A 19,105-nucleotide genomic window follows, 5' to 3' on the forward strand; every position below is an offset into this window, starting at 1 on the left:
CTTGTTTTATGTAAGGGAATAATGGTTTGATGTAGATTGAGTAAAGTGTAAATGACTTTGTCTATAGTAGCAGAGAGGACGCAAGTAGCCTCGTAAGGAGAGTCTCATTGTTACTATGATAAGTCATTGTTCATTGTCAAAATGTGTTTCTTGTAGAAAAAATTCTAATTGTATTGTTTTTTTTTTTTTTTAATTGAACTATAATCTGAATTGGAAGGAGTTTATTCTTCTAATAACTAATGTGAAGGAGGTAACATCATGTTTTTTAATAAAGTATTGTATGTATTTTAGATTTTTATGGAGGAATTTTAATGTATCGTTATATTCGTAAAAGTATGAAACCATTTATTGCCTTTTCTTTTGTTAGCATGCTTGGGGCAGTATCGGTTGTTTTTATGGCTTATATTATTAATTTATTAGTAGAAACTATCACTGAAGGGAAATTTGAAAATTTTGTCTGGATTGCCGTCTTATCATTTGTTTATGTATTAATTGATTCATATTTAGATTATGCAGTAGACGTTGTAAATGAAAGACTTACGCAAGAATTGATGTATCATATTCGAGAAGATTTAGTTGAATCAATAGAAAGTCAATCGATTGTGAAATTTGAACAATTAGGTAGAGATTACTACTTAAATATGTACACAAAAGATTTAGAAACTATTGAAAATGATTATATTAAAGAATTGTTAAGTATGTACAATGATGTATGGGTATTTATTTTAGGATTTGTATCTGCTATAGTCATTAGTCCTTTATTTGCTATTTTAATGATTGGATTAAGTTCGTTACCATTTGCGTTGCCATATTTTTCAAGAAAAATTTTAGGAAATGCAAAATTAAATTTATCTCAAACAAATGAAAAGTATTTATCGTTATTAACAGAAATACTCGATTCTTTTACAACTTTAAAAGTATATGATGTTTTTCCGTTATTTAATAAACGTTTAAGAAGTAAAAGTCGTGAGTTAGTAGAAGCAAAGGTTTTTGTCACTCATACGAATAAATTTGTTTATGCTATTTCCTATGGATTAAGAATGTTTGTAAATGTATTTTCTTGGGTATTAGGAGGATATTTTGTATTAAATCATTCGGTTACTTTAGCAGTATTCTTTACAATTAAACAATTAACACAATATGTAGCATATCCGATTCAAGGATTTGGGGCGAGTTATACGGAAGTAGTCGCTGCTAAAAGTGTGAAAGATAAAGTGTTTGAAATTATTGATCAAAGAAAAATTGAAGTCGTAAAAGAAGAATCTAATATTCAAAAAATTATTTTTGAAGATTTTTCGGTAAATTTTGATGAAAAACTAATATTTCAACAGTTGAATCTTCAATTAGAAAAAGGGAAGAAGTATCTTTTAATCGGTGAAAGTGGTAGTGGAAAATCAACATTTTTAAAATCGCTCATTGGTTCAATCCCTGTTGATAATCAGTCATTGAAATTTCAATTAGAAAATGGGAAATTGTTGGATAGTTCTGAATTAGAAAAAATTTCTCATCAAATTTCTTATATTGGTCAAGAAACTTCACTCTTTCAATTATCATTAAAAGAGAATATAAGTTTGCAAAATTCAATTACTGATTCTCAGTTTCAAGTGTTATGTAAGCAAGTTGGATTAGAAAAATGGATTAATCAGTCAACGGAGTTTGATAATATTCTTTCAACTGCATCAGGTGGTGAAAAGAGAAGAATTGATTTGGCGAGATTATTATTCTTTGATAGAGAGATTTTATTATTTGATGAACCAACTGCTGGTTTGGATGCTCAGAATCGCTTGAAAGTAGAAGAAGTAGTGAGTCATTTAGAAAATAAATTAATTGTTTACAGTACACACCAATATGATGAAGAATTTATGCAACAATTTGATTATTGCTTAGAAATTAAAGATGGAAACATTGTGATGAGAGAGATAAAAGCGTAAATACTTTGTCTATAGTTGCAGTAAGGACGTCAGCAGTAATGGAAGTCGAAGTGACTTCTATTACTGCTTTTTCTATGAAAAGTCATTACTTTTTAGAAAACTATTTACTAAAACTTTACTTTGGGATATAGTGAACAATAATACTGAAAAAAAGGGAGAAATCAAATATGCTGAGCTTACTAAAATTATTCCAATCGATTCCAAAGAGAATTCTTTTACTCATTGTTATTGGAATGAGTATTACGGCATTGGATGGGATTGTAATTCCGTATTTTATTTCCAATTTAATTGAAGTGGGGACTTCTAAAAATGTTTTGGATTTAATTCTTATTTCGATTGTTGGGATATTAGGGTATGGTTTTGTTCGTTTTGGAGTGTTTATTTGGGATGAATTTCAACAACGACTATTAAAATTATTATCGATTCAAACGAAGGAAAAACTGATTACGAATTATTATGAAGGGGACTTCGAACAAAGTGAAGTAGAGTCCATTCTACTAACGGAGTGGAATGTGATTCAACAACAAGGAATTGTTTCGTTTATTAGTTTTGTATATTGTCTGACTTTTTCGTTTGTTACTTTTATTTATATCACTATTTTAGATTTGAAAATGACGATTATTTTCTTAGCTTTTGCGATTTTACCTTTGTTAATTCCGCATTTGTTTACGAAGAAAATTAAAGTGAAGGCGCAAGAGTGGTCGCAGAATAATCAACAATATATTGCACGACAACATGAGTTCATTGATTATAAGCGTGTGATTAAAAATTTTCGAGTAGAATCGATTGCCATTTCGAATTTAGGTAGTAAAATTCGTGCTACTGAAGAAGATTATTATCAGATGAACCATTTGCGTTTTCTTTCAAAAATATTAGCAAATTTAGTATCTGGAATAAGTTCTTTTCTTCCGTTGGCAATTGGTGTTTATTTTTCTATTCAGGGCGATTTGAAATTATCCGTTGTCATGGCAATTTATTTGGCAAGCGATCGTATTATTAGTCCATTATTAAATGCGATGGATTTTTATCAAAAAATGAATACAACAATTCCAATGGTTCAACGAATGAACAAATATTTGGAATTTGAACCGATGAAGGAAGAAGAAGTACTTGTCACAGATGTTTTTCCGATTCAATTAACGAATATTCATTTAAAAGTAAAAGAACATACGATTTTGAATGAGTTACACTTTATGATGAATAAAGGCGACCGAATTTTATTGATGGGGTCTTCAGGAAGTGGAAAAACAACTTTATTAGATTGTATTTATGGAGATATCCATCCACAAGTTGGGAAAATAAGATTTGCAGGAGTCGAAGTATCCGAAACGAATAATACGTTTCAAAAAGTTAAGATTGGTTATTTTATGCAAGAGACTAATATTTTCATGAATTCATTAGCGTTTAACCTAACACTTGGTGAAGAGTATTCTGAAGAACAAATGAAAAATGTTTTAAATGAAGTTCATTTGTCTTATTTACTAGAACGATATGATTTAATGGATGAAACGGTAAATTTAGTTGACAATTTATCAGGGGGAGAAAAAGCTCGATTATGCTTAGCACGATTACTACTTCGTTCTTATGAAATGTTATTAATCGATGAATTTTCTTCTGCAGTGGATGAAGAAACAACCACTTTTATTCGAGACTTATTAAAAGAAAGACAAATGAGTTTCATAGAAATATCTCATCGTATGCCAAAGCATCCAGAGGACTATCATAAAATTTATGTATTGGAAGATGGGAAGTTAAGAGTAACAGAATAAAAAATAAATGGAATGAAAGCTTATTTCTTCCATAATCATTAAAAAGGACACTTAGGTGTCTTTTTTTGTTCATTACACTACATTTTCAAAAATTTTCAAACAAAATAATTGAATTATAAAAGCTAAAAATAGTATGATAGTTAAAACATTCTTTATTAAAAAGTGAAGAGTATTTTCAGGAGGACGTACATGAATCAATATACGAAATATATTTTAAAACGGATTTTCTACATGATTATTACATTGTTTTTAATTGCGACAATCACGTTTTTCTTAATGAAATTATTACCGGGTTCGCCTTATGCGAATGAAGAGAATTTAACAGATGCTCAATTACAAATTATGAATGCAAAATATGGCTTGGATAAACCTGTTTGGATGCAATATTTCATTTATCTAGGTGGTTTAGTCCGTTTAGATTTGGGAATGTCATTCCAATATAATTCAACGGTTTTAAATTTATTATCTAGTCGTGTAGGCCCATCGTTTCAAATTGGGCTACAAGCATTGATTTTCGGTATGGGAATGGGAACCTTGCTTGGATTAGTGGCAGCGATGAAACAAAATACAATTGTAGATACTGGGGCAACTTTCTTTGCGATTATTGGACGTTCAGTTCCAAGTTTCGTATTTGCGGTTATTTTACAATTAGTGTTCGGCGTTATTTTCCCGATTTTACCAATTGCATTATGGAATCAAGGATTTATTTCTTCGATTTTACCAACTTTAGCATTATCGATTTCTCCAGTAGCAGATTCTGCTCGTTTTATTCGTACGGAAATGGTCGAAGTGTTACAGTCTGATTATATGGAATTAGCACGTGCCAAAGGATTGAGCCGTATGGAAGTAGTCATGAAACATGGTGTGCGTAATGCATTAATTCCTTTAGTGACAATTGCAGGTCCAATGTTAGTAGGTTTAATGACAGGTTCAATGGTAATTGAAAATATTTTTGCCATTCCTGGTATTGGGGAGCAATTTGTGAAATCCATTTTAACAAATGATTATCCAACGATTATGGGTGTGACGATGATGTATTCATTTTTACTAGTTGTAACCATTTTAATTGTTGATTTACTATATGGATTCATTGATCCTAGAATTCGTTTAACACAAGGAGGAGAAGCTTCATAATGACAGAAAAAGTAGAATTCAAACGTGTGGCATCATCTTTTGAACAAGTGGAAAACATTTCACTTCCTCCTCAAAGTTTTTTACAAGATGCATGGAGACGATTGAAAAAAAATAAGGGAGCTGTTGTATCGTTAGGAATTGTAGTTCTCTTTATCATTCTTGCTTTATTAGCTCCTTTTATTAGTCCGCATGATCCATTGGAACAAAATGTTCAATTTGCGAATTTACCAGCTAAAATTCCTGGTATTTTTAAAGGGATGAGAGCAGGAGTAGATGCATATGCTCAAGCAGGAGTTCCTGAAGGGACTTATTACTATTTAGGAACAGATGGTTTAGGAAGAGATTTATTATCTCGAATTTTATATGGAACAAGATTATCATTATTAATTGCCTTTGCTGCAGCAATGTTTGATTTAACAGTAGGGGTATTATATGGCTTGATTTCTGGTTGGTTTGGTGGTCGTGTAGACACAGTGATGCAACGTATTTTAGAAATTATGACAGCTATTCCAAACTTAGTTATCTTAGTGTTAATGTTGTTATTTTTACAACCAGGTGTCGGTACAATTATTTTAGCCATTGGGGTTACAAGTTGGTTAACAATGGCCCGTGTTGTTCGTGCGCAAACATTAAAATTAAAAAATTTAGAATATGTCCTAGCGTCTAAATCATTAGGACAAAGTTTTTGGAAAATTGCATTGAAACACCTATTACCAAATATTGCTGGAATTATTATTATTCAAACGATGTTTTCCATTCCTTCTGCAATTTTCTTTGAAGCATTTTTAAGTTTCTTAGGAATTGGGGTTCCAGTACCAAATGCTTCATTAGGTTCGCTCATAAATGATGGGTATAAAACATTTAGATTTTTACCACACTTAATGTGGTTCCCGGCAATTGTATTATGTATTTTAATGATTAGTTTTAATTTATTAGCAGATGGATTAAGAGATGCCTTTGATCCAAAAATGAAAGAATAGGAGAAATGTATGAGTGAAACAATTTTAAGTGTAAAAAATTTACAAGTATCCTTTCAAACATTTGATGGAAAAGTTCAAGCGGTTCGAGGGATAGATTTTGACTTGAAAAAAGGAGAAACTTTAGCGATTGTTGGTGAGTCTGGTTCAGGTAAATCTGTTACGACTAGATCCATTATGCAATTATTATCTGCCAATGCTTTAGTTGAAAATGGAGAAATTATTTTCGAACAAGAAAATATTTTAGAAAAATCAGAAACTGAAATGCAACAAATTCGTGGGAAGAAAATTGCGATGATTTTCCAAGATCCAATGACGTCATTAGACCCAACGATGAAAGTTGGTATGCAAGTGGCGGAATCAATGATCAAGCATTTAAAATTATCGAAAAAAGAAGCCTTGCAACAAGCCGTTCAATTATTAGAACAAGTCGGAATTCCAAATGCGGAAACAAGAGTGAATGATTATCCGCATCAATTTTCTGGTGGACAAAGACAAAGAATTGTTATTGCGATTGCATTAGCTTGTAATCCAGATATTTTAATTGCGGACGAACCAACGACTGCATTGGATGTAACGATTCAAGCACAAATTTTAGAATTATTAAAAGAAATTCAACAAAAAAACGGCACTTCTATTATTTTTATTACGCATGATTTAGGTGTTGTAGCTAATGTTGCAGATAGAGTGGCTGTAATGTATGCTGGGAAGATTGTAGAATATGGACTAGTCGATGAAATTTTTTACAATCCAAGACATCCATATACATGGGGATTATTATGCTCAATGCCTTCTTTAGAAGAGGAAGGGGCATTATATACGATTCCTGGAACACCACCAGATTTATTAAATCCTCCAGTAGGAGATGCATTTGCTCTAAGAAGCGATTATGCATTAGATATTGATTTTGAAGAAATGCCACCAATGTTTGCTGTATCGAATACACATGCTGCAGCAACATGGTTATTAGATGAACGTGCTCCAAAAGTAGAGCCGCCGGAAGAAATTCAAAAACGCTGGGCACAATTTGAAAGTAGGAGAGTGACAAATGAGTAAATGTAAATTAGTCGAAGTTAAAGGCTTAAAGTGTTACTTTGGTTCTTCTTCGAAACAAGTTGTAAAAGCAGTCGATGATATTAGTTTTGAAATTTTTGAAGGTGAGACTTTCGGTCTTGTTGGAGAATCCGGTTCAGGAAAGTCTACAACAGGTCGTTCGATTTTGCGATTGAATGATGCAACAGACGGACAAATTTTATTTGATGGAAAAGAAATTCCAACAAAAACAAAAGACTTGAAAGATTTTAGAAAACAGGCACAAATGATTTTCCAAGATCCGTATGCTTCTTTAAATGGAAGAATGAAAGTTAGAGATATTATTGCTGAAGGAATGGATATCCATGGTATCGTTAAAACTCGTGCAGAAAGAGATGCAAAAGTAAACGAATTGTTGAAAATGGTAGGATTGAATCCAGAACATGCGAATCGTTATCCGCATGAATTTTCTGGCGGACAACGTCAAAGAATCGGGATTGCAAGAGCTCTAGCAGTAAATCCACGCTTTATCGTTTGTGATGAGCCAATTTCAGCACTAGATGTATCGATTCAAGCTCAAATCGTGAATTTACTAAAAAAATTACAAAAAGAGCAACAATTAACGTATTTATTTATTGCGCATGATTTATCAATGGTTAAATATATTAGTGACCGAATTGCAGTAATGTATCAAGGGAAAATCGTTGAGTTAGGAACTGCTGATGCTGTTTATCATCAACCATTCCATCCGTATACGAAGAGTCTATTATCAGCAATTCCTTTACCAGATCCTCAGTATGAAAGAAATCGTAAAAGAGTGATTTATCAACCAACTGTTCAAAATGAACCAGAAGAAATGTTTGAAATTACTCCAGGACATTTTGTACTAACTACGAAAGAGCAAGCTGAAATTTGGAAAAATAGTTTATCATAGTACTATATAAAATAAAGTGCTTTCAAAAGAAATGATAGACAATAATGATAAATTTGAGTAAAATAGAGGTACACTGATTAGGAGTGTAGGGAGAAATCGCTTAGACAAGGAGGACTACAAATGTCAGAGCAAGAAGTATTAGACAAGGTAATTCAATTAATTTCGGAACGTTTTAGTGTCGATGTATTAAAAATTACAAAAGATACAACATTCCAAGAAGACTTAGGTGCTGATTCATTAGATGTTGTTGAATTAGTCATGGAATTAGAAGATGCATTCGGAATTCAGATTTCTGATGAAGATGCGGAACAAATTGTTACAATTGGAGATGCTGTGAACTATATTGTTAGTCAACAAGCATAAGAAAAAAACGAGCCTAAGCTCGTTTTTTTTTGGTTTATAAAAATTGATTATAACTATAAAAGGTTATAATTATAACATATAGATATGGAAAATTCATTAAAAATAGATGAAAAAAACATTAAAAAACGAAAAAAATGTTGAAATGCATCATAAACGGTGTTAGTATCGAAACATTCATTAGTTTTTTTAACTTAGGAGGGATAATATGAATAACAAGAAATTATATACAGGATTTCTTAGCGTTACTGCTGCATTAGCATTAGCGGCATGTGGTAACAAACAACAATCTTCTTCATCATTACAAGCACCTGTTGAAGATGGATTTAAAACAGAAGTGGTAAACGAAGGTACGCCAATTAGTGGTGGGACACTAAATATGGCACAAGTATCTAACTCACCATTCAAAGGCTTGTTCAACCCAATTCTATTCTTAGATTCTGGGGATGGTTCAGTAGTCAACATGGCTTTCTCAAACTTATTTGACTATGATGCAAACCAAAAAATTGATAACAGCAAAGGGATGGCTGATTACAAGTTAGATGTTGAAAACAAAACATTTACAATTCACTTGAAAAAAGGCGATTATAAATGGTCAGACGGAGAACCTTTAACAATTGATGACTATATCTTCACATATGAAGCAATTAGTCGTCCAGACTATGAAGGTGTTCGTTTCTCTGAAGATATTTTAAATGTTGAAGGGGTACAAGAATTCCATGAAGGAAAAGCATCATCAATTTCTGGTTTAGAAAAAATTGATGATCAAACTGTTAAACTTCACTTAAAAGAAGTTTATCCAGCATTAGAGTTTGGTGGAGAAGCTATCAATACTTTAATGATTCCAAAACATATTTATAAAGATATGACTTATCAAGAAATGATTACTTCAGATTACTCTCGTACAAAAGTAGTTGGTAGCGGACCATTCGTTATCAAAAACATCGTACCTGGTGAATCTGTAAGCTTCGAGAAAAACCCTTATTACTATAAAGGTCAACCAAAAATTGACGTGAAATTAGATGTTGTAAGTAGTGAACAAATCGTTTCAGAATTAAAAGCAGGTCACTATGACTATGTAAGTGGTATGCCTTCTGATCAATATGAAACATTTAAAGATTTAGATAACATTTCATTATTAGGATTAATGACTAACTCAATCAGCTATACTGGTTTCAATGTTGGACATTGGGATGCAGCTAAAGGTGAACACGTTGTAGATCCTTCTAAGAAAATGAATGATGTTGCTTTACGTAAAGCAATCGGTTATGCAATCGATAATGATACAGTTGGTAAAGATACTTACCACGGTTTATCAGTTCGTGCAAATACATTATTATCTCCATTCTTCAAAGATTTATATGTAGGTAAAGATGTTGTTCCTGGATTTGAATACAATCCTGAAAAAGCTAAAGAAATCTTAAAAGATGCTGGTTATAAAGACGTTGATGGCGATGGCTATGTAGAAGATAAAGAAGGTAAACCATTAACAATCACATTATTAGCAGCTAAAGGTAGTGAAACTGCTGAAGCAGTATTACAACAATATATCGCTTGGTGGAAAGAAGTTGGATTAAATGTACAATTATTAACTGGTCGTACATTAGACTTCCAAACTTATGCTGAAAAATTACAAAAATATGCTGATGACTTCGATATGTGGACAGGTGGATTTACAATTGGTTATAACCCATCTCCAGATGGATTATATGGACCTAAAGCTGCGTTCAACTTTGGTCACTTTGTAGAACCTAAACATACAGCATTATTAGAACGTATTTCTTCTAATGAAACATTCGACGAAAAAGTTAAAAAACAATTATTCTTAGAATGGCAACAATACGTTCAAGAAAACCCATTTGCAATTCCTCGTTTCAATACATTTGAATTAACAGCCGTTAATAAACGTGTTAAGAAAATTAATATCACTCCAGATAAAGGAACTGGATGGGAAGAAGTTGAGTTAGTAGCTGATAAAGGTGTAGCTGCTAAATAATCTTCATCTTGAATGAATTTAATCGTATGTAAAGCAAACATCCCGAAAGGGATGTTTGTTTTTTTATACATTTTTATTGTAGCAGCGAATTTTTTCGCTGTTTTTTTCGTATATAAAGATTGGAGGTGGGTTATGGAAAATCAAGGGAGAATTCAAGTAAGATTTCAGTCAAAAAGAGATTCAGAATTAGAAGGGACGAGTGAGGTGTTGCCTGGCTTTCATAAAGAAAAAGGAAAATTTACTTGCAATCGTTGTGGGAATCAAAATAGAGAAGATTTTGCAGTAGGCCCTTGTATTATATGCAATAAAAAGTGTCATTATTGTTTAAAATGCTTGAATATGGGGAAAGTTAAAGAATGTTGTGTACTAGTTGCTATTGAGGAGAAAACTCCGGCATTTTCACCACATTCTGTTCAGTTATATTATAAACATACGATGTCTAAAGAACAGGAAAAACTTTCGCAAGAATTAGTAAAAGTAACGGATAAGGAGCATTTAGTATGGGCTGTAACTGGAGCAGGGAAAACGGAGATGATTTTTGAATTAATACGAACTGTATTAGAAAAGGGAGGAAGAGTTGGATTAGCAGCTCCAAGAATTGATGTGTGTAACGAATTAGCTCCCAGAATTAAAGAAGCCTTTCCTTTAGAAGAAGTAATTGTTTTACATGGATTAACAGATGTCGCGTATAAAAGAACACCAATTACCATTGCAACGACTCATCAAATGCTACGATTTTATCATGCATTTGATGTACTTATTGTAGATGAAGTGGATGCTTTTCCTTATTCCAATAGTGAGATGTTACAATTTGCCGTTCATCGTGCGGTTAAACCAACGGGAAGATTAGTCTTTATGACAGCAACACCTTCTAAGTTAGAATTGTACAACATTCAACATCAGCAATTATCTTATTCTTTATTACCGGCAAGATTTCATAAGCATCCCCTTGTTGTTCCTCTATTTAAGGAATTAAGAAATTGGGATAGAGCTTTAGAAAAGAAAAAAATTCCGCAAGAGTTGTTTCTCTGGATGAAGAAGCGACTCGATAAAAAAATTCCGTTTTTAGTATTTATATCAACGATTAGGCAAATCCCAGTAGTGGAAGAGATGATGAGTCGAGCTTTTCCAATTGCAAGTTTCTCCAGTGTTTCCTCTCAAGAGGAACAGCGACAAGAAAGAATACAATTAATGAGAGAAGGAAAGTTAGAGTTTTTAATTACAACAACAATTCTTGAAAGAGGCGTTACTTTTTATGGCATTGATGTAGCGGTAATAGAAGCTCATGAGGAGATTTTTACAAGGGAAGTATTAGTACAAATTGCAGGAAGAGTAGGTAGAAGTGTGGATCATCCAGGGGGAGAAGTCGTCTATTTTTATGAAGGAATAAGTCGAGCAATGAAACAAGCGAAAAAAGAAATTGAATCATTAAATGAAGAAGCTAGAAAAAGAGGATTAATAGAAGGTGACTAAAATGCGTTGTGTATGGTGTAGAAATGATGTAACAGCAGATTCAGGAATTAGTTCTTTATTCCTATGGAATTCAAGACCGATTTGTCGTCAGTGTCAAAATTTATTCCACTCATTAGAAATGGAACCAATTTGTACGGGATGTGGGCGTTTAATGGAGGAAGAGACACTTTGTTATGACTGTATTCGCTGGAAAGAGATGGATTCTTATTTTCCTATGAATCAAGCATTATATGTTTATGATGAGCAGGCAAAAGAATTTATGGAACGATATAAATTTATAGGCGATTGTGCTGTAGCATTTTTAATAAAAGAAGATTTGAAAAGGGTATTGAAGAAATATTTAAAGCAAGGGTATTCGGTTTGTCCACTGCCAACTTCTAAACAGAGTTTAGAAAAAAGAGAATTTGAATCGGTTGAATATCTTTTAGAACTCTCAAAAATTCCATATCAGCAACTCTTTCAACATATTGGAAAAGGAAAAAAACAATCTGAAAAGACAAGGGAAGAGAGGATGAAACTCCAACAACCTTTTGTGTTGAAAGAAAAAGTAAAGTTACCAGTTAAAATTTTATTGTTTGATGATATTTATACAACAGGAAAAACAATTCGACTAGCTGCTAAGTTATTACAGGATAAAGGGGTAGAGGATATTAAGTTGTTTACGGTGTTTAGATAAAAGGATGAAATAAAAAAGGAATTAAGTCATTTAAAGTTACTTAATTCCTTTTAAATTTTAATATAGATATTGTTTAAAATTTTGATAAAACAGTTAAAGAAATAACTACTCCAAAAACAAAAGCAAATGAAAAAAGGGATGTAATCAATTGGGTAAAAATATAGGTTTGTATAACTTTTGGAATTCCAATAATCAAAACAAGAAGGAGTAATCCCATAAAAAGATAGATTCCAACTGTTATCATACGAGATTTCAGTAGGTTTGTTTTGATTGATAGAGTAATGACTAAAATTGTTAATACAATATTTAAGATAAACAAAATGGTTATTCCGAAAAGAGCAGTATGATTTGCTCTTAAAAAATTAGGATAAAATATGTTCATTATTTGAATGTTGAAAAAAGGTAATAATAGATATAATAATAAACTAGCAGAAGCAATGATTCTTTTTAACATAATAACCCTCCGTTCAATTTTAGTCATTACGATATAGTCTGATGAAATTTTCACCTATATTATACTATGTTTGATGAAGATTTATATAGGTGACTATGAATTATTTAGGAAATAAACAAAAAAATCAGCAGAAGCAGATATCTGCTTGAGCTGATTGGGTGTGATTTTGAATAGAATGTATTCCTCACAAATTAAAATCGAGTTGTCACGTACTGATCAAGAGCAATTAGAGCATTGGCTACATCTTCAGCAGTGTATTGAACGACCATTTGGTGGATTGTTTCACCATCTTGTGTAGCTAAACGACCGATTTTTAGTAAATCTTCATATGGTACAGTATCTAATTTTACTTCTTTTAATGTCGTTGGTAAGCCCAATTCTTTATAGAATGTAATATATTTATCTAATTCTTCTTTAGGACGATTTTCTAATAAAAGCTGTGTTAATGTACCATAAGCTACTTTTTCACCGTGAGTAAGAGTGTGAATATCGCCATGTAAAGCTGTAAATCCATTATGGATGGCGTGAGCAGCTGCTAAACCAGCAGATTCAAATCCAATACCACTTAATAATGTGTTTGCTTCAACAACTTTTTCTAATGCAGGAGTGACTACTTTTGCATTTGCTGCAGCTAATGCTTGAAGTCCGTTTTCAAATAAAGTAGCTTCGCAAGCACGAGCAATAGCTTCTGAAGCGATAGTTGGAGTATCTCCTACCATTGTTTTTCCTTGAGCTTCGATTACTGCACGAGCTTCAACCCAAGTTGCTAGAGCATCTGCAATTCCTGAAACAAGTAGACGAACAGGAGAGTGAGCGATAACATTTGTATCAATTAAAACTAATTCTGGATTTTTTGTATAGAAACGATAGCGTTCAAATACTCCTTCTGGAGAATAAATAACGGATAAAGCAGAAGTTGGTGCATCTGTCGAAGCAACTGTTGGTAAAATAGCTACAGGACATTGACAGTCATCTGCGATTGCTTTAGCAGTGTCGATTGTTTTACCACCACCTAAACCAACAATGACTGTTAATTCATGTTCTTTAGCGATTTCAGCAACACGACTAACTTCTTTGTTCGAAGCTTCACCATTGAAACTTTCATGGTAAACAGTTGCTCCGGAAGTAACTAAATATTCTTCTAATTCTTTTCCGACTAAATCATAAACGATTGGGTCACATAGAAGAAGTAGTCGATTCCCTAATGCTAAAACATGTGAAAGCCCTGTTTTAAAAACATCTTTTCCTTGAACATAACGAGATGGACTTGCAAAAACTTTTTCCATAAAACAACACTCCTTTGTGTTATAAGATATCTTAACTGTACTACTGTAAACGGTTTCTGTCAATGGAATAGAGGGTGTTTTTAGTTGTTTAAATCGGAAAAATAATGAACATTGAGAAAAAGTTAACAAATATAATTAGATTAAATTCAACTTATTAAAAAGTTTTCATAAAATGTTTAGGAATTCCTAAAGTTTATTGTAAACGGTTGTAAAAAATAAGAAAAAGGTTTATAATTTAAGCATAGAAAGAAATCAAAAGAAGGGATTCTTAAGAGTGGTCCTTAAGAGATTTCTTCAGTCTGGCAAAGCCAGATGAAAGGGGAGATTATTATGTTCAAATATAATATTCGCGGAGAAAACATTGAAGTTACAGAAGCAATTCGTAATTATGCTGAAAAGAAACTTTCAAAATTAGAAAAATACTTCGGTGATGTTGCTAATGCTACTGTTCATGTAAATTTAAAAGTATATTCTGAAAAAACAGCAAAAGTTGAAGTAACAATTCCTCTTCCTTACTTAGTCTTACGTGCAGAAGAAACTTCTGGAGACCTATATGGTAGTATTGACTTGGTGATTGATAAACTAGAAAGACAAGTTCGTAAATACAAAACAAAAATTAATCGCAAATCTCGTGAAAAAGGATTCGATATTCCTGTTGCACCAGTTGTGCCAGAACCAGTTGAAGAAGATGAATCAGTATTAGAGATTGTACGTACAAAACGTGTTGATTTAAAACCAATGGATAGTGAAGAAGCAGTTTTACAAATGAATATGTTAGGTCATAACTTCTTTATTTATCAAGATGCAGAAACAAATGAAACACATATTGTTTATCGCCGTAAAGATGGAAAATATGGCTTAATTGAAACAAATGCATAAAAAAGTACCTTCTTTTTAGGGTAGAGTTGGAAAAAATTTTCCAACTCTGCCTTTTTTTCTTTTCTATTTTGAATAATGATGGTAAAATGAATAAGATGCAATTGGTATACTCATTTGCAAGATAGATGATTAGGAAAGAATAAAATAAAGGAGTCATAGAATGGCAAATTTTTTAAAGCAATTAGTTGAAAATAACAAACGCGAAGTTCGTAAACTTGAAAAATTAGCGGATAAAGTAATTAGTTTGGAAAGTAAAATGGAAGCATTAAGCGATGCAGACTTTCCAGTGAAAACAGAAGAATTTAAAGCAAGATATGCTTCAGGAGAATCATTAGATAAATTATTACCAGAAGCGTTCGCTTTAGTACGTGAAGGTGCTAAACGTGTACTAGGTTTATTCCCTTATAAAGTTCAAATTATGGGAGGAATTACTCTACATAATGGGAATATTGCGGAGATGCGTACAGGGGAAGGTAAAACTTTAACAGCGACAATGCCTGTATATTTAAATGCACTTTCAGGTGATGGTGTACACGTAGTAACGGTTAATGAATACTTATCTACACGTGATGCGAAAGAAATGGGAGAATTATACAACTTCTTAGGCTTAAGTGTAGGGGTAAACTTAACAGGACAATCTCCAGAAGAAAAACGTGCAGCTTATTACGCAGATATCACTTATAGTACAAACAGTGAGTTAGGATTTGACTATTTACGTGATAACATGGTGGTTTATAAATCACAAATGGTACAACGTCCATTAAACTATGCGGTAGTTGACGAAACTGACTCAATTTTAATTGACGAAGCTCGTACACCATTGATTATTTCAGGACAAGCTGAAAAATCTACAGTTTTATACCAACGTGCAGATTTCTTCGTTAAAGCATTAAAAGAAGATGAAGATTATACGATTGATTTAACTTCTAAATCTATTTCATTAACAGACGAAGGGATTAATAAAGCAGAACAAACTTTCCGTTTACCAAACTTATATGATGTGGACAATTCAGCATTAGTTCACCATATTGATCAAGCATTACGTGCAAACTACATTATGATCCGAGATATCGATTATGTAGTAGATGAAGGACAAGTAAAAATCGTAGATGGATTTACAGGTCGTATAATGGAAGGACGTCGTTATTCAGATGGTTTACACCAAGCAATTGAAGCAAAAGAAGGTGTAGAAGTTGAAAATGAATCTAAAACAATGGCGACAATTACTTACCAAAACTTCTTCCGTATGTATCGTAAATTGTCAGGGATGACAGGGACAGCTAAAACAGAAGAAGAAGAATTCCGTGAAATTTATAATATGAACGTTATTACGATTCCAACAAACCGTCCAGTTCAACGTATTGATAATCACGATGTGATTTATCCATCATTGAAGAGTAAATTCAAAGCGGTAGTACGTGATATTAAAGAACGTCATGCAAAAGGACAACCAATTCTTGTCGGTACAGTAGCCGTTGAAACAAGTGAATTATTATCACAAATGCTTCATCAAGAAGGAATTCCTCATGAAGTGTTAAACGCTAAAAACCACTTTAAAGAAGCAGAAATCGTTATGATGGCTGGACAACGTGGTGCCGTTACAATTGCGACAAACATGGCAGGACGTGGAACAGACATTAAGTTAGGTAAAGGCGTTAAAGAATTAGGTGGATTATGCGTTATCGGAACAGAACGTCATGAAAGCCGTCGTATCGATAATCAGTTACGTGGACGTTCTGGACGTCAAGGGGACCCAGGTGAGACTCAATTCTACCTATCATTAGAAGATGACTTAATGAAACGTTTCGGTGGAGAAAGAATGCAAGCAATCTGGGAAAGATTAAATATTGACGAAAATGGAGATGACAACTTCATCCAAAGTAAAATGTTATCTCGTCAAGTAGAATCTTCTCAAAAACGTGTAGAAGGAAATAACTATGATACACGTAAAAACGTATTACAATATGACGAAGTCATGCGTGAGCAACGTGAAATCATTTATTCACAAAGATTACAAATTATTAATGAAGAAAATTCATTAGAAAAAGTAACAAAAGCAATGATTCGTAGAACAATTCACCGTATGGTAGAAAATCACACATTAGGTGAAAAGAAAACTTGGGATTTAGAAAGCTTAGTAGATTTTGCAGCAAATGCGATTTGTCATCCAGAAGACATTTCATTATCAGACTTAAAAGGTAAAACTCCTTCTGAAATCGAAGGTCTATTGAATGAAAAAGCAATGGAAATTTACAAAGAAAAACAAGAGCAATTAAATGGGGATTCTCAAATGCTTGAGTTTGAAAAAGTTGTTATTTTACGAGTAGTTGACCGTAAATGGACGGATCATATCGATGATATGGATCAATTACGTGAGGGTGTAGGTTTACGTGGATATGCACAAATCGACCCATTAACAGAATATCAAACAGAAGGTTTCAATCGTTTCCAACAAATGATTGCAGCTATTGATTATGATGTAACACGTATTTTGATGAAATCTCAAATTCGTCAAAACTTACAACGTGAACAAGTGCAAGGTGCTAGAAGTGTGATTGCTCAAGGGCATGATCGTCCAACTGAAGAACCAGAACAAGCATAATAAGAAGTAGGCTGGGCAAAAGTCCAGCCTACCTTTTTACAATTAGATAGGAGAATGGTATGGAAATTAGTGAAATCAGAAATGCGTTAGAAAAAATGACTACTCAGATGATAAGTTATAGGGGGTCTCTTTGACTTAGATCATTTAGAAGAAGATATCGCTTCATATGAACAACAAATGTCTGAACCTGGATTTTGGGATGATAATGAAAAAGCACAGTCTGTTATTCAAAAAAGTAATGAGTTAAAAGCTGTGTATGATACATTTCATCAATTAGAACTGCAAGTAGAAGAAGTAGAACTTTTATTTGAAATGTATAAGGAAGATCCGGAAGAAGAAATTCATGAGGAATTAGTGGAACATGTTCAAAGTGTTGAAAAAGCACTAGAAAAATATGAATTAAGTATGTTACTAAGTGGGCCTCATGATAAATGTAGTGCGATTTTAGAAATTCATCCAGGTGCTGGTGGAACAGAATCACAAGACTGGGGAAGTATGTTGTTAAGAATGTATACAAGATGGGCTGAACAACATGGATACCGTATCGAAACAGTCGATTATCAAGATGGAGAAGAAGCTGGAATTAAGTCTGTGACTTTATCTATTGAAGGATTAAATGCTTATGGTTATTTAAAGAGCGAAAAAGGAGTGCATCGTTTAGTGAGAATTTCACCATTTGATGCTGCTGGAAAACGCCATACATCATTTTGTTCCATTGATATTATGCCTCAATTAGAAGGGGATATTGATATTGAAATTAATCCGGATGATTTAAAAATTGATGTGTATCGTGCGAGTGGTGCTGGTGGGCAACATATTAATAAAACTTCATCAGCTGTTCGTATTACACATATTCCGACTGGGATTGTAACTCAAAGTCAGGCTCAGCGTTCGCAATTTAAAAATAAAGATCAAGCGATGGCGATGTTAAAAACGAAATTATATCAATTAGAAGAAGAAAAGAAGGCAGCTGAATTAGCGGAAATTCGTGGGGAGCAAAAAGAGATTGCTTGGGGTTCTCAAATTCGAAATTATGTGTTCCATCCGTATTCATTAGTGAAAGATTTGCGTTCGGGTCATGAAACAGGGAATATTGGTGCTGTCATGGATGGAGATTTAGATTCATTTATGGATGCGTACTTAAAATGGACACTATCCGGCGAGACGGAATAAAAATTGACTTTTTGGATATAGTAGTAAAAAGGACGCCAGCAGCTTCGCTTTGTGAATCTCATGGCTAAACTTTGAGCCTTGGGTCTCAAAGTTTCCTGTGAAAGAAACCACATTTCGTGGTTTCTATCACTCATACTACTATAAAAAGTCATTTTTATTTAAACGGAAATCGAATGAGAGTACGTATAAAATAGTGACTTTTTGAAATAGTAGCAGGAGGACGCCAGCAGCTTCGCTTTGCGAATCTCATGGCTAATGCTATATAAAAATAAAAGAATAATGATTAAATTAAAGTTGTTTGGATACCATATCTAAATGACTTTATTTTTTTCGGAAAAAAACAAAGAATAATAGAAAAATAATTTGTTTTATAAGGATGAAAGCGGTAAAATAGAGTTAGAAAATAAAAGGGGGTTTTGAGAATGCAAT

15 protein-coding genes are annotated in these 19,105 nt (G+C 32.9%); 13 read left to right on the forward strand and 2 right to left on the reverse strand.

The features are described from left to right. The first annotated feature begins 311 nt into the window (after nucleotides 1–311). The 10 genes from RYK07_RS04205 to RYK07_RS04250 all read left to right on the forward strand — a co-directional run bounded on the left by RYK07_RS04205 (nucleotide 312) and on the right by RYK07_RS04250 (nucleotide 12,282). On the forward strand, nucleotides 312–1,931 hold the full coding sequence (locus RYK07_RS04205) for an ABC transporter ATP-binding protein (protein WP_314852546.1): 1,620 nt from the start codon (nucleotides 312–314) through the stop codon (nucleotides 1,929–1,931). 167 nt (nucleotides 1,932–2,098) lie between these two features. Further along, the gene (locus RYK07_RS04210) at nucleotides 2,099–3,700 is read left to right on the forward strand and encodes an ABC transporter ATP-binding protein (RefSeq protein ID WP_314852547.1); all 1,602 of its coding nucleotides are present in this window, start codon (nucleotides 2,099–2,101) and stop codon (nucleotides 3,698–3,700) included. A gap of 189 nt (nucleotides 3,701–3,889) precedes the next feature. Then, nucleotides 3,890–4,834, forward strand: a complete 945-nt coding sequence (locus RYK07_RS04215; RefSeq protein WP_314852548.1) for an ABC transporter permease — start codon at nucleotides 3,890–3,892, stop codon at nucleotides 4,832–4,834. After that, nucleotides 4,834–5,814: an ABC transporter permease gene (locus RYK07_RS04220; protein WP_314852549.1), complete on the forward strand. Its 981-nt coding sequence runs from the start codon at nucleotides 4,834–4,836 to the stop codon at nucleotides 5,812–5,814. Before RYK07_RS04215 ends, RYK07_RS04220 begins: the two co-directional genes overlap by 1 nt. A 9-nt stretch (nucleotides 5,815–5,823) precedes the next feature. Then, nucleotides 5,824–6,867, forward strand: coding sequence for an ABC transporter ATP-binding protein (locus tag RYK07_RS04225; protein WP_314852550.1), 1,044 nt, complete (start codon nucleotides 5,824–5,826; stop codon nucleotides 6,865–6,867). Then, the gene (locus tag RYK07_RS04230; RefSeq protein ID WP_314852551.1) at nucleotides 6,860–7,777 is read left to right on the forward strand and encodes an ATP-binding cassette domain-containing protein; all 918 of its coding nucleotides are present in this window, start codon (nucleotides 6,860–6,862) and stop codon (nucleotides 7,775–7,777) included. The genes RYK07_RS04225 and RYK07_RS04230 overlap by 8 nt, the downstream gene beginning before the upstream one ends. Nucleotides 7,778–7,897: 120 nt before the next feature. Next, entirely contained in the window at nucleotides 7,898–8,140 is a 243-nt protein-coding gene (acpP, locus tag RYK07_RS04235) for an acyl carrier protein (protein ID WP_006703534.1), read from the forward strand. Nucleotides 8,141–8,345: 205 nt separating this feature from the next. Beyond that, nucleotides 8,346–10,133 (forward strand): oligopeptide ABC transporter substrate-binding protein, encoded by a 1,788-nt coding sequence (locus tag RYK07_RS04240; protein ID WP_314852552.1) that lies wholly within the window; start codon nucleotides 8,346–8,348, stop codon nucleotides 10,131–10,133. Between the two features lie 132 nt (nucleotides 10,134–10,265). Further along, entirely contained in the window at nucleotides 10,266–11,606 is a 1,341-nt protein-coding gene (locus RYK07_RS04245; protein WP_314852553.1) for a helicase-related protein, read from the forward strand. Between the two features lie 118 nt (nucleotides 11,607–11,724). Further along, the gene (locus RYK07_RS04250; RefSeq protein ID WP_314852554.1) at nucleotides 11,725–12,282 is read left to right on the forward strand and encodes a ComF family protein; all 558 of its coding nucleotides are present in this window, start codon (nucleotides 11,725–11,727) and stop codon (nucleotides 12,280–12,282) included. Between the two features lie 73 nt (nucleotides 12,283–12,355). On the opposite strand, the gene RYK07_RS04255 is transcribed toward RYK07_RS04250, so the two are convergent. Both RYK07_RS04255 and RYK07_RS04260 read right to left on the reverse strand, forming a co-directional pair. Further along, nucleotides 12,356–12,736, reverse strand: coding sequence for a hypothetical protein (locus tag RYK07_RS04255; protein ID WP_314852555.1), 381 nt, complete (start codon nucleotides 12,734–12,736; stop codon nucleotides 12,356–12,358). Nucleotides 12,737–12,927: 191 nt separating this feature from the next. Then, on the reverse strand, nucleotides 12,928–14,022 hold the full coding sequence (locus RYK07_RS04260) for a glycerol dehydrogenase (protein ID WP_314852556.1): 1,095 nt from the start codon (nucleotides 14,020–14,022) through the stop codon (nucleotides 12,928–12,930). 330 nt (nucleotides 14,023–14,352) lie between these two features. Here RYK07_RS04260 and hpf point away from each other — a divergent pair, with 330 nt between their 5' ends. From hpf to prfB, 3 genes are all read left to right on the forward strand, one after another. Then, nucleotides 14,353–14,901: a ribosome hibernation-promoting factor, HPF/YfiA family gene (hpf, locus tag RYK07_RS04265; RefSeq protein ID WP_314852557.1), complete on the forward strand. Its 549-nt coding sequence runs from the start codon at nucleotides 14,353–14,355 to the stop codon at nucleotides 14,899–14,901. A gap of 160 nt (nucleotides 14,902–15,061) precedes the next feature. After that, complete coding sequence (secA, locus tag RYK07_RS04270) at nucleotides 15,062–17,503, forward strand: preprotein translocase subunit SecA (RefSeq protein WP_314852558.1); 2,442 nt, start codon at nucleotides 15,062–15,064, stop codon at nucleotides 17,501–17,503. Between the two features lie 59 nt (nucleotides 17,504–17,562). Then, nucleotides 17,563–18,676, forward strand: a protein-coding gene (gene prfB, locus RYK07_RS04275) for a peptide chain release factor 2 (protein WP_314852559.1) whose coding sequence is annotated in 2 segments (ribosomal slippage) — nucleotides 17,563–17,619 and nucleotides 17,621–18,676 — 1,113 coding nt in all. Because the reading frame shifts where the segments join, the coding sequence is not laid out codon by codon here. The last annotated feature ends 429 nt before the right edge of the window (nucleotides 18,677–19,105 follow it).

The organism is uncultured Granulicatella sp. (genome assembly GCF_963528315.1).
GTDB lineage: Bacteria > Bacillota > Bacilli > Lactobacillales > Aerococcaceae > Granulicatella.